Raw genomic sequence first — 13,319 nt, forward strand, 5'->3', positions numbered from 1 at the left:
GGACAGTCTTTTCTTCAATACATAGATCAGCAACCATTAGTCTAAATCACAGTTTGGTTCCTGACCATATCCTTTCTCTTACTCCTCGCTCTCTGTTTCCACCTTAAAAAGCTTCTCAATATATAAGGTTGGCTCCTGACTGAGATCAATAAAGCCTCCCTCCACTTCAACTAACGGGTTTACCGGATTTTTATCATTTAACATCACGATTTTACCGAGCTGTCCATCCGATAGCACAACCTCGCAACCTATTAAATAAATCATCAGCTTTTCCATAAAGCTGTGCACAACAAGGGGATCCATGGCCCCATAGGCATGTACCCACATGTTTCTTAATACCTCGTACAAAGGCAGCTCTTCCCTGTAGGCCCTCTTCGAGGTCATCGCATGAAAGACGTCCGCAACAGCTACAATTTTGCTCCACGGATCCATCTCTGAGCCCTTGATACCGAGCGGATAGCCACTGCCATCTTCCCGTTCATGATGCTGTAAAGCGACCAGAGCAGCTCGTCCATCCACTTCCGGCTGACGCATCAAGCACGCGTAACCAAGCTCCGGATGAAGCTTCATTTGTTCATATTCCTCACTCAGCAGGCGGCCAGGCTTTTGCAAAATTGCCTGTGAAATAAACAGCTTGCCCACATCATGCAGCATCCCTGCCATCGCCAGGCGGGGGATTTCTTCCTCGGGCAGCTTCATCCAGCGTCCAATCATCGCCGCCATCATCGCTACGCCCGCACTGTGTCGGTACGTATAATCGTCTACTCGCTGTAGCGTAAGCATAAATCCGATAATTCCAAAATCCTTGGACAGGTCACAAAGCGTGGGCAGTATGGTTTGCTTGATTTTCTCAAATGGAATGTACCCACTGTGCTCAATTTCTGAAAATATCTGCTTCACTTCCATGACCGACTGATCCATGATCTGCTCCATCTCATCCAATGCCGGCTCCAAATCCTCCGGGCTGAGATGAATACAGTGTTGCGACAGCAAACGGCTTGACTTCTCATTCAGCAGCGTCGATGCGGGAAGCAGCAGGGCACTTTGGGAGGTATAAATATTTTTGTTAATTCGCCGCCCCTTATACTCATCGAATGGATTCGATTTCTTCTTAGATATGACTTTTCCCCCTCTTTAACCGTCATAGGTCAGAATAACGTTCGCTCCGCGTTCACTGTTTCTCTATCACTTAAGAAGTTCGAAGCTGCCGCATGATCCAGACCTTGTCTATGGTCTGATTCTCGATTACATCGATTACATCAACACAAAAGTTATCGACACATACGCGCCCCGCATACATTTTGCGAAGCATGATTTTATCTTTCGCTTTTAATTGTGACAAGGAGCCTGTGACGCCTCCAACAATTGATGCCGATATCATGCCGTCCGCCTCCAGTCGGGACCCTCTGCACACCGCATCATTATGATAAAAAATAATATTGTCTGTTGAACGGAGATCGCTTTGCAGCACACCCTCCTTACGGATCAGGATATCTCCTTGCGACTGCAGGGTAGAAAGATGACACTGATCGATATCAATTTTTACATGCGTTTCCTTCATATTGTCGATCTTATCGACAGTTTGCTTCAGATCGTAGAGCAGACTCATCCATAACTCCTCAGATTCCTGTGAATAAATCCTGGATGCATCGCTGAACATCTTCAGCTTCTGTATCAAATACTGCCAAGCCTCATGATCCTGTTCCGGCATGCTATGGACATCGATAAGCAGCTTAGGGAGAAGCTTCGGAATTTCCTTAAATTTATTATGCACCAGCAATTTGACAACTTGTCCAAAAGCAGCATTTTGACCCTTCTGCCTGACCTGATCGGTTAACAGCCTGGCGGCTTCCATCAGCTGCTCCAGCTGCACGGACAATGCACGTGAGCCTTCCTGAATACGAACGACCTTTTCACCGCAGCAACCCGCGAACAGCTTGCTTTTCACAACGTTACCTTTTACAATAATGCTTCCTGTGGCCGTCAATACAGCATTATACACACAGCCAGCTACATAAATCGTACCGAGCGCTTCAATCGTCATATTTTCCGTAACATCGCCATACACCATCACATCACCTGAAAATACAATATTGCCCGTACTCAGATTCACGTCACCTGAAACAATGTAAGCGGTTGAAATATCCAAGTACAAAGTATGGGTGCCCGTTAATCGCGGTCTGCCCTCCTTCATTGCGATAAAAGTATCACCTTGCTGCTCCACGTGTTCTCTGGCTATAACGACTACATCCTGCGGCTTGGGGGGAATCACCAATTGACGGTGTACATTATAGCCTGTGATACCGTCGACGGCCTTGATTTTTTTGGCAATCGCCTGACCTTTATGGACGGATGGAATCTTCAGGGAGTTTCGATAATCGATTCCGCCATCGACCTCCATAAAACTCCTTTCCACCGCTTCAGTAAAAAACAGCTCCATGCGCGCATCTTTACCTGGTACGGGATAGCTCCCCTGTGCAACGAGAACAGGCTTATAGGTAGGCTCCTGCAGCTCTTGAAAAATACTCCCGATATCCAGATTGTGCGAGATGGATAACTCGGCCAGCTCCCGAGTAACCTCAGCCAGCTCCAATTTGCGAATCAGCTCACCTGCTTCCCGATCCAGCTCAAGTGTCACTTTAGAGGCTGGCTCTGTGTTTTTCAACCTGGGTTGAACAAGCTGGGTATGGCGTACAATCAAAAATGCTTTCATCTGATCCTCGGATACAAGAATCTGGAACAAGGGCTCCTCTTCAACTTTCCACTCTATTCGTTCATTACCCTTAACGGTGTAGGGGCCCTCAACCAATTCGCCGTCCATAATCAAGCTTATTGGGTGTCTGGCTTCGATAACAGGCAGCGCCCCCCTCGTTGTGCCCACCTGAACATGAATATGATCGTTGTGGACCCAAATCCAATTCTGTTCGTCGTTACCACTACCTGGCACCTTTATTGGCTTGGAGGAGGATTTATCGACTTTAGGGGCTGCTGACAGCGGTTGTGACAATTTCATGCTCTCAGTTTGTTTGATTGGAATGGTCATTTTCGTCTTCCTTTCCACTATCCGGATTCACAAAAAAAGACACCTTCCCCAATTAACGGGAAAGATGCCTCATCTCACTAAGCTCATCCGTATTCTCCCATTTTCGGTGGCATGGCGACCATAGAAATATCTTTAGGTCCATTGCTTTGCGTCCTTGCCTTTCAGCAAGTTTGCCTTTATCGTATGTGAGTGATCGTTGCAAAAAATGTAAGAATATAGCTTTTTTTCATTTAGAACTAAATGCCTGTAGCCTAAGGCTAAGTATAATTCGGAAGTACCAAGAAACCGATAATTATATGACTAAATAGTAACATTCTTACAGCACTTTGACAAATGATTTCTATAAATACCGGGAACTTTTTGTCGATTTTACCCGATAAAATGGAAGCGCTTATACGTTCATATCGAAACAGTGTAATCTTTGTGTGCAATCGTTCGCTACTCCTCCATACCTTCCAATTCCTCCATCGTCGGCAGCGCAGCGAACACACCATGACGCGTCGTTGTCATGGCACCTGCTTTATTGGCAAAAGAAAAGATCGAACGCACCTGCTCTTCATCGTTCAATATGGTTTCGATCTTTTCTCCAGTCGCTCCATGCTCCGCAAGCTTGAGCAGCATCGCACCGACAAAGCTGTCACCGGCTCCAGACGGATCAACCGATTTGACACGAATGCCCGGGATCGAGGTCATGGCCTGGCGGGTAACAACACAGCAGCCATATTCACCTAAAGTGACGACAATCACCTTGGCCCCCATATCCAGCAGCAGCTGGACGGCTTCCGCAGGTTCCAGGCCAGTAAGAGCCGCAGCATCTTCCTCATTAATCTTCACGATATGGGCTGTCCCGATATGATTTCGCAGGTCCTGCCGCATCGTTTCCTTATCGGGCCATAGAAAGGCACTCGAATTGGGACAGCAGCAGGTCAGACCTCCAGCCGCTTTAATACGGCGTGCCACTGCCAGAGCCGAGGTCTGTGACAATCCTTCATTAAGAGGCGCAGATCCATAATGATACACAGCAACGTCATCCAGCCAGGCTTCATCGAATTCTGCCAGCTTCGAGGTCTTATCGTTCACACTTGTCTCTTGATCAGACTCCAGTCGAATTCCAAAATTATCGTCTTGAGCTCCACTCCACTCCGTCCTTGCCACACTATCCCTCGCCGCATCCGTCCCGACGAGTGCAGCCTCCACCCCGGCAGCCTTAAGCTCGCTGTGCAAATACAATCCGGACGCATCGTTCCCGATCTTTCCTATATAACGCGAATCACCGCCAAGCTTCGCTATAGCCGCCGCTACATAGGCAGGTGTTCCTCCACTAGCGGTCTGAATAGCGGAATCAACCCCATCCGATTGTTCCTGATCCGTGAGGCTATATCCCGTCAATAGCTCTCCATAGCAAACTATTTTTTTGGGTCTCAATGTAAACATACCGATGCACCCTCCTATATTACTTTTCCCCTTAATTGAATTAGGTCTTAAGAACCTTTCATTTATATAATCATAGCACAAAATGTTACCAAAGGTATAAGACATTCCTCATTGCTTGTTGTTCATAAATCCTCCACAAGATGAGCAGTGACCACATTGACAACCGCCTCAAACCATAGTACGATTTGGACTAACCAAAGTCACAGGTAGACCTTACCTGCATTTTCTTAAAAATAAGGGAGACCGACAGCATGCCTTATTTGCGCTTCAAAGGATTTTCCAACGAATATTTACACTCCGTCGCACCTCGTCTAATAGAAGAATTTGCTCAGCTTGTTCAAATCGACAAAAGTATGGTCAAGATCGAAACCCTGCTCACGGAAGCTATCTCACAGGTGCCGCTTAGTCTGGAGATTTTGTTATTCCCCAGAAAACAAGAGGTTCATGACGCTGTAGCAGCCAAGTTTAATCAAATCCTGCGGGAGTCCGGCTATGAGCATGTTCATATCTTCTTTATTTTGTTGAGTCCCTATGTTTATTATAAAAATGGTGAGCCTATAGCACACCGTCAAGCTGATGAAGATACGGAGCCTGCCTTCAAACATAAATTAGAGCTATCCTGAATTTCAAAACGATTGCCCTCCCTATTCACGAGCGGCGCAATCGTTTTTTATTCGTCTACAATTTGCGCTTGCAGCCACAGTACAAGCTTCTGGCTCGTAAAACCCCATTGCTCTGCGGCCGTTATCCCAGCAATCCCATCGCCTTTCTAGGGCCAATAGCTGCCAAATTGGGCATGCTTGACCGCATAACGTGCTGACATCACACCGACGAGTGAATGACCTCCTAAATTGATTCGGACTTTCAGCAGGCAGCACAAATAACCAGAACCTGAAGGCTCTGGTTACTGCTGCTCACACTATGCTCCTGTACAACTTGTCAATTTTGCCGCTTTGCTACTCCACCTCAAGTAACCCAGCCTCTGTTAGACATGCCCGGCTAGTCCAGAATACGCAGTTCTCTCGCCCTTGCAATCGCTTGAGCTCTTCGTTTGATACCCAGCTTGCTGTAGATGTTAAACACATGATTCTTAACTGTTCCTTCTGTTAAACCAAAATGAACTGCGATTTCCTTGTTCGATAACCCTGAAGACAACACACGTAAAATCTCGGCTTCACGGTTTGTCAGTGAATCGAGCAAAGGCTGTATGGCTGAGTGTGTCGCTTCATTATAGTTATCCTCCGGATCCTCCTCGGCTGAAGTGTCCCTGAGAGGCATACCTAGTGATTCCAGATATACCATTCTTGAGAACAGTATATCGAGTACATCCAGCCTATCCTCTCTGAATATGCCTGATACCAAATTATTTTCCAGATAAAGAATATAAGGATGTCGCTTTCCCGGATGCGGAAGTGTCATGCACAATATGGATCGCGGCTGACTGCCACGAATGTAGGGATCTGTCATATATGGACTCAATGAGGCATTTGCCAGAACGACTCGCTCGGCTGTACGCACCACATAACGAACAACCGTAGCCGCATAGTCAGCTCGCTCCGCTTCAACGACTGGTTGAATTCCTATTGCTGCCTCTATGGTAAACAACGCCCCCTCGGCATTGCTCATACTCAGCACATATCCTTTACCCGCACCTGCATAACGGATCGCCGACTCCAGAAAACGCTCCATAAGGCTGCCCTCTCCAACACCGCCTGGCCAGCCGGCAGCCTGCTTCATCACCGATTTGTCGATGTCTCTGAACAGTAAATACTCCCGTTCATCCTCATCCACATCATCAACACTGTATTCATCCGATCTATGTTCGTAATGAGTCATCGACAGCTCCAGTGGTCGGGAAGAAATTTCCTTTTCTTGGGCTGCTGAACCATCCGCATAGGCAGACAGTCCTGAGTAATGCTCACGAAGCTGCTTGGCCTTGGCAATCGCCCCCCACCGTGAGTAAGCAGAGCAAGCCTCGGCTAGAATAGCATCGGCTGCTGTCAATATCCCGGACATCCGATACCAGCTGGACATCCGTTCGCATACCAAAGCCTCAATCATCACGTTTCTTTCCTCACGTGCAGCTGTCAGTGCATGCTCATAACCACTCGTCACAGCCAGCTTATCACCTTTGACCCGCATGGTTTCCGTCAGGATCAGCAGGTAAGACGCAGACCGCTGAACGTCTCCCTCAGTCCATTTTTTCATCGAGCGGAGCTGCTTGCCCAATTCCGTTCGAATACTTCGTTGTTCGTCCAGGGGCGCCTCTTCATACAAGGATGCTAATGAAAGGGACTGATAAAAATGCTGCTTGCGGAGTTGAAACAAGGTTAATTGATGGGAGTTGAACTTCGTACGCTCTACCCAGCTCAATGCTTCTCGGTAAGCTCCATTTAAGTAGGCGATCTGGATTTTCGAGGTGCAAGCATAAAAAGCCTGATTTTTCTGTGTCACATTGGAAAGATCCCCGTTCATCAGCTCATCCAGCTCCATATGGACACCAGGCTTACCTTCCAATTCATCTATATAGCTGCGAGTAATTCGCAGCAGGTTCCGTGTAACCTCATCCAGCAGCGGCCAAGAGGTGGCTTCATAAACAGAAACGCATGCAGACAAATCGCGCAAGTCACCAGTGTGATTGAGAATACGCAGAGATACTGAAAATCCGGCAAAGGTCAAATCCCCGGATTCCAGACCATAGCGAGCAGATTTTTCAAAATGCTCTGCGGCTTTAATCGGATCGCGGTATTGCTCAATGAGACCAGCTGCAAAATGCAGCCGGCATTTAAAGCTCGTGTTCTCAAATTGAGCCGATAACTGAAAAGCGACATCCAGCAGTTGATAAGCAAAGCTGTAGCGATTAAGCGCTATGCCCTGGATCATCGCGAAAGCAACGAGCATAAACGTAAAAGCTTCGTTATTCCCATGCTGCAGTCCATAACGAACGAATTTGGCATACAGCAAAGCAGCAACCTCAGGATTGGAAATAAATGCGGAGGCTGCAATAGCCATGACCAAATCGGACAAGGCACGATGCATCGGATCCGTACTGATAGGCAGCTCCTGCAGCTCTGCACCTTTACGCTTCAAGGCCCAGAACGTTCTGATCATTTCATGTCCAATAACGGCTTTGGACGGCTTCGCGGAAATACTCCAGCCGAGCTCCCCAAGTCCTTGCAGTCCGACAGCCACAGCTTTATCTTCTTGTTTCAGATAAGCGTACATAGCCACCCGAATCAAATATATGCCAGAGCGCTGCAGTGGGTCCACAGTACGCTCCATCAAACGCTGCAGCAGCTCCTCCGCTCGATCAGGACGACCACCTACGTATTCACATTCCGATAGCTCCAACAGCAGCCTGTAAAACAATGGATCTGTTCCTGACTCATCCTCACCCAGCAGCAGCAGACCGGTTTCCAAAAAATGCTGCGCCACCACATAAGCCGTTGTCGCCTTTGATTTCAGAGCAGCCTGAAGATTATATTCGGCCAGCTTTCTCCGTTCTGCTTGATCCTTAATTTCACGAATCCCTAAATTAAGATGATGAATAAGTTCAAAAAGCACTTGCTCCTCGTGACCGGGCTCAGCCTGCAACTGCAGCATATAGCCGATATTCCTATGCAGACCAGCCCTGTCCTCTTCCGGGACTACCGCATATGCCGCTTGCTGAATCCGGTCGTGCATAAAGCTGTACAAACGGTCCTCAGCCTGATCCAGCAGCGTATCCGATTCCATAAACAACAAGCCTTCCTCCAGTAACGGCTGTACAATCTTTTGCAGCTCCGTTAGCGGCTTGCCACTAACCAAAGCAACTGTCGACAACCGAAACCTCTGTCCCATCGCCCCTGCAATACCAAGCAGCTCAATCGTTTCTGAGGGCAAGGTACGGATACGGGCACCAATAAGCTGAAGCACATCCTGATCATCAGGCAGCTCCTTAATAGTCTCTTCATTCCATGTCCAAAAGGCCTGCTCGGCATCAAAAGTCAGCTTCTTCTCACGATACAGGCTGTCTAACAAACGATGCAGATATAAAGGGTTTCCCCCTGTTTTTTGATACAAAAGCTTAGCCAGCCGACGCGAGCGTGATAGTTCCCCACCCAGTACAGAGGCTACCCATAGGTTGACCTGTGTGAAGGGCAGAGATCCCATCGTGATCAATTTCAATCGTTTGCCATCTTCCATAGGCTGTAACAAGAACTTGTTCAACCATGCGGCTGCATGTTCTTCTCCATCCCCACTATGGCTTGAATCTGATTCGATCCGATGCGTACCAATAAGCATAAAGCCTTGAAGAGTGGATTCCTGTACCCATTCCCGCAGTATGTCCAGTGTAGCCGGATCAGCCCATTGCAGGTCATCGAGAAACATTACGAGAGGTTGCTCGGTGTCTGCAAATATTTGGAGAAACGCGGAAAATAACCAGCGGAAACGGACAACGGCTTCAGCAGGCTGCAAAACCTCTACAGAAGAAAGCTCTCCCAGAAGAGGTGTCGCCTCCGGGATCAATTCGGCAATAATGCTGGCCGACAAGCCCAGCTCTGTGGCCAGCCGGCTTTTCCATGCGGTAATTTGCCCGGGAGATTCCTGCCAAATTTGTCGAACCAGACTTCGCAGTGCCTGAAGAATGGGCTCGTAGGGTATATCCCGATTCATTAAATCGCATTTGCCGGCAATAAACCGTCCTCCCCTTCGCATAACAGGGAGCTGCAGTTGTCGAACCAGTGTAGTCTTGCCACTGCCTGAGCGGCCTGTAACCCAGACAAATGCCGGCCCGCCGACATGAGTCTGCTCGTAAGCATTCCACAGCTCCGCCTCTTCCGCCTCACGGCCGAAAAGTACCCTTGGCAGCTGAAAGCGGGCTGCATCATCTGTTATGCCAATTCTAAACGGCATAATTTCACCGGTCTCCTCCAATAGAGAGACACAGTGCTTCAAGTCTGCCAGTAGTCCCGATGCACTCTGATAACGTTCATCCGGTGTTTTGGACAGCAGCTTCATCACGATGTCTGCAAGCGGCCCCTGAAGATCGGGACGCACCTCACCAAGCGGTTTAGGTACGATGGCCAGATGGGCATGCAGCCAATCATCCGCTCGATCTGCTTGCAGAGGCAAGCAGCCAGCAAGCATCTCATAATAAATAACACCTAATGCATACAAGTCACTGCGTGCATCTGGCGTTCGATTCATCCTGCCGGTTTGCTCAGGTGACAGGTACGCATACTTTAGCTTGCGCTCCTCTATAAGCGATGCCTTATTGAGGTCGAGCAGCATAATCGCATCTGGACTCAAATCGCGGATAACCCATCGCTTCCTATGTATCCGTTCAACCATCTCGACCAAGGCTACAGCTGTATATATAAAAGGCTGGACATCCCATACGATTCCATCCAACCTATTGCGCAATGTCGTATTCTTAATATTCGTCATGGAGCCTCCCTTTGTAGTCCTCACATAACTTAAACCCTTTCGAGTCCAATTTAAATCCAACCTGTTTTTTATTTATTTTACCACCTTTTGATGCTCGCTGTAACTAAAGTTATAGTCAATGTGACTATTTCTATCATAGAATTTATAATAAAATGACCCTTTGCTGATATATAACATCCTTTATAGCTGATTTACTCAAAGTCATAGCTGATTGGAACAGCAAAAAAACCGCAGCTCTCTGCCTAAGTAGAGTTACGGTTTTTTGCTGTTCCGATATTTATTTCGCTTTTTGCAGGTCCTGGATCTCTTTCATTGCTTTTTCACAATCCGATTTGGAGACACCGCTTTTCACACACTCATTAACATCATTGCTGGATACTGTCGTTCCACAAGCCGTTGCCATAGCAACCAACAAAGCTAGAACCATGAATTGTAGTAATGATTTCTTCAACATCCTATCCATCCCCTTTTGTATAATACGCCACAATTCGCACAATATGCGGCACAAAAGCTAGTATAATGTCTAAACATGCAAAAGGAATGTAACCAAAGTACTAAAACCCGTAAAAACAAACAAATTTCAAAAAAATTTCGATTATTTTTGATAAATTTATGCGTCTATAACTTTAGTTAGATGTGCTTTTAGAACTAGTACGATAAGATGAAAATAACTTGCAAGGGCAAGAAAAAGAACGATAAGGGAGCGAAATTTAACATGAAATCGAAAACAACTGCTGGTATTCTCGCGATTCTACTGGGAAGCCTTGGTGTTCACAAATTTTACTTAGGTAAAATTGGTTTAGGTATTGTCTACCTCTTGTTCTGCTGGACTGGTATTCCTGGACTCATCGGTTTGATCGAAGGTATCCTTTACCTGACTAAGACTGATGAAGAATTTCAAAGCAAATACGTTAATGCTTAATTGGTAACCCATAATGCCCGTAAGGTTCGTGTTACATATGATAAAAAGCTTGGCCGTATGCGACGGGGCATACTTGGCCAAGCTTTTTTATCATTCAATTTCATGCTATTCATTATAAGAAGTGATACACACTCGGATCTTTACCTTTTAAAACATAGCGCTGGTAGTGCTGATAATGCGCCTTATAAAGCTGACCATTTTTCGCTGGTGAGTAGGTCAAGTAAAGCTGTTTGCGGCTAATTTCAGAGTTGTTAGCGCCGCTCTGATGCGGAGTATAGGAGTGGAATATAATGATATCACCAGGCTCGGTTTCGACAATCTGACCGGTCGACGGATCAATCTCATCGATCTCCTCCTGATTCATATTCCGCAGCTCGCCCGGCGTTGAACGTAATCGGTCATGGTAGCCAGGGAAAAGCTCCAGACCACCATTTATTGTGCTCGCTCCGTCGATTGCTACCATAACCGAAATCAAGCCATCGGGTTGAAAGCCCTGCCAATAGGCAGCATCCTGATGCATGGTGTATCCGTTTGCCCCAGGGAGTTTAAAAATCAATTTATCCTTGAACAGCAGCGGCTCATCCAGATAAATATCACGAATCGGGTCCAGAATGCGCTCATCCCTTACCAAGGAGGCAAAGACAGGTGAAAGATCGTGCACGGGGTCCATCTTTTCAATCATAACCTTGCCGTCCGGGTAATTACGGTGTGCAACACGAATGTTTCCGTGCGTGGTATACTGCTTCAGCTCGAGCAGATGATCGCATTCCGCTTGAAGTACTTGTGCCTCTTTTTCGGTAAATACATGTTTAAGTACGAGATAACCTGCTGCATTGTAGCTTTCCAACTGCTCATGGGAAAGAAAATTTAGTCGCTTTTTCATAGTCCTACCTCCACGGGTTCAGCTTATTTGCTGATGAATGATTTCATATTATTTCACGTGCCCTGAGTTATTTTTGTAAGTAGGCATCGCTCAATGCCTTCAGTACCTCTTCACCACCGGCTTTTTTCCAATTCGCTACATACTCGTCATAAGCGCTAAGCGGCAGTGCACCCGAAATGATTTTCAGGAAATACTCCTTTTTGAGATCGGCAAGCTCCTTTGATTTTTTGTCGACAATTTCAATTGGTGGAACCAGATCGATCACATTTTCCTGCTTTGAATATTTGACAACCGGTTCAAAATAAGGTGCAAAGCCCTTTTGCTCCATCCGCTGCAAACCAAGCTCTATCGTATCGAACATGTTGTAATAGACGCGATAGCGGATTTTTTCAGCTTCTGGTGTGGCGATAAATTTGCCATCCTTTTTCGTGTAGTGCTTGCCTTCCACACCGAAGGAAATATAATCAATCAGATCCTTGTTGGTCATTTTATTCAGGAATTCAACAGCGGCTTTAGCATTTTTACTGAACTTGGGAATGATGAAATATTTGACAGTCGTCTGCCCTTTGGCCACACCGGATATTCCGTTCTTGCCCGTAGGTGGATCGATATACATTAAGTTGGAGCTTGGGTCCTTCGTTTTTATCGCATCGCCAATAACCTTGGCATCAGCCCAACCGATGGTTGACATAGCCGCCTTTCCGCTGACCAGCTTTTCCTTCACATTATCATTTTTGTTAACCAATGCTTCTTTATCCAGCAATCCTTCGTTGTACAGCTTGTTAGTGTAAGCGAGAAATTCCCTGGCTTCTGGCTCTACCGCATTGTACACGACCTTGCCATCCTTCGCCGTGTAATCGACAGCCTGACCGAAAGCGCCAGCTATAACCTCGAGACTGGACAAATCCCCTCCACCCTGCGCCAACGCACCTGCATAAGGAACTGCATAAGGAACTGCATCCGGCTTTTTCTCCTTAACTGTCTTCAGCATGTTGTAGAACTCGTCTAATGTCTTCGGTTCCTTGATGCCTAATGGTTCAAGCCAATCTTTTCGGGCAAGCAATCCTTTAGTGCCCACACCGAAATTAACAGTCCGAACTGCGTAAATCTTCCCTTTGTAGGAAGCTGATTTCCATTGATCGGGTGTCAGTGTAGCTTTGACATCTTTACCGACTTCATCAAGCAGTGGATCGAGCGGTGTTAACAGTCCCTGCTGCAAAAAGCTGCCGAATGTCGCCTTATCGTTAAGAATAATAATGTCAGGGGTCTCCCCCGAAGCCATCATGACGTTAAGCTTCTGCTTGGCTGCCTCAGCATCCTTGGGCTGGAGCTCCCACTGAACGTTAAAGCCGGTTTTATCACGAATCGCGCTGATCATCTCATTGTTGTTCACATCGCTCCCCGTCGGAAACTCCTCCATATTGTTGGGACCGAGCACCTTGATTACCGGCTTATCCTTGCCTCCACCGGCTGCTGCTGTCCCACCTGCACTCGGTGCTGTATTTCCTCCGCTGCAGGCTGCCAAGGCCGTGCAGAGCATCACGGTGGATACAACACCGCCAACTCTCTTTTGATTCATCAACTTCATGTTTATGCCCCCCCATTTC

General features: G+C 47.0%; 9 protein-coding genes and 1 riboswitch. Of the genes, 2 read left to right on the forward strand and 7 right to left on the reverse strand.

The genetic code is table 11. The features are described from left to right. Positions 1 to 78: 78 nt before the first annotated feature. From LRL21_RS38390 to LRL21_RS38400, 3 genes are all read right to left on the reverse strand, one after another. Entirely contained in the window at positions 79 to 993 is a 915-nt protein-coding gene (locus tag LRL21_RS38390; RefSeq protein WP_240421089.1) for an HD-GYP domain-containing protein, read from the reverse strand. A gap of 196 nt (positions 994 to 1,189) precedes the next feature. Beyond that, on the reverse strand, positions 1,190 to 3,013 hold the full coding sequence (locus tag LRL21_RS38395) for a FapA family protein (protein ID WP_240421090.1): 1,824 nt from the start codon (positions 3,011 to 3,013) through the stop codon (positions 1,190 to 1,192). 132 nt (positions 3,014 to 3,145) lie between these two features. After that, positions 3,146 to 3,228: riboswitch (cyclic di-GMP riboswitch) on the reverse strand. Between the two features lie 253 nt (positions 3,229 to 3,481). Continuing rightward, positions 3,482 to 4,477: a PfkB family carbohydrate kinase gene (locus tag LRL21_RS38400; protein WP_240421091.1), complete on the reverse strand. Its 996-nt coding sequence runs from the start codon at positions 4,475 to 4,477 to the stop codon at positions 3,482 to 3,484. 251 nt (positions 4,478 to 4,728) lie between these two features. Here LRL21_RS38400 and LRL21_RS38405 point away from each other — a divergent pair, with 251 nt between their 5' ends. Continuing rightward, positions 4,729 to 5,100 carry a DUF1904 family protein gene (locus LRL21_RS38405; protein WP_240421092.1) on the forward strand — a complete coding sequence of 124 codons (372 nt, stop codon included), beginning with the start codon at positions 4,729 to 4,731 and terminating at the stop codon, positions 5,098 to 5,100. Between the two features lie 376 nt (positions 5,101 to 5,476). On the opposite strand, the gene LRL21_RS45925 is transcribed toward LRL21_RS38405, so the two are convergent. Both LRL21_RS45925 and LRL21_RS38420 read right to left on the reverse strand, forming a co-directional pair. Next, on the reverse strand, positions 5,477 to 9,907 hold the full coding sequence (locus LRL21_RS45925) for an AAA family ATPase (protein WP_275901104.1): 4,431 nt from the start codon (positions 9,905 to 9,907) through the stop codon (positions 5,477 to 5,479). A 277-nt stretch (positions 9,908 to 10,184) separates the two neighbouring features. Beyond that, positions 10,185 to 10,361: a hypothetical protein gene (locus LRL21_RS38420; protein ID WP_240421093.1), complete on the reverse strand. Its 177-nt coding sequence runs from the start codon at positions 10,359 to 10,361 to the stop codon at positions 10,185 to 10,187. Positions 10,362 to 10,622: 261 nt separating this feature from the next. On the opposite strand from LRL21_RS38420, the gene LRL21_RS38425 reads away from it, so the two are divergent. Beyond that, positions 10,623 to 10,829, forward strand: coding sequence for a TM2 domain-containing protein (locus tag LRL21_RS38425; protein WP_240421094.1), 207 nt, complete (start codon positions 10,623 to 10,625; stop codon positions 10,827 to 10,829). A 112-nt stretch (positions 10,830 to 10,941) separates the two neighbouring features. Here LRL21_RS38425 and LRL21_RS38430 read toward each other — a convergent pair whose 3' ends face one another. Beyond that, positions 10,942 to 11,712, reverse strand: a complete 771-nt coding sequence (locus tag LRL21_RS38430; RefSeq protein WP_240421095.1) for a phytanoyl-CoA dioxygenase family protein — start codon at positions 11,710 to 11,712, stop codon at positions 10,942 to 10,944. 67 nt (positions 11,713 to 11,779) lie between these two features. Then, entirely contained in the window at positions 11,780 to 13,300 is a 1,521-nt protein-coding gene (locus tag LRL21_RS38435; RefSeq protein ID WP_240421096.1) for an extracellular solute-binding protein, read from the reverse strand. Positions 13,301 to 13,319: the final 19 nt, after the last annotated feature.

This window comes from Paenibacillus periandrae (assembly GCF_022458865.1).
GTDB classification, from domain to species: Bacteria; Bacillota; Bacilli; order Paenibacillales; family NBRC-103111; genus Paenibacillus_S; species Paenibacillus_S periandrae.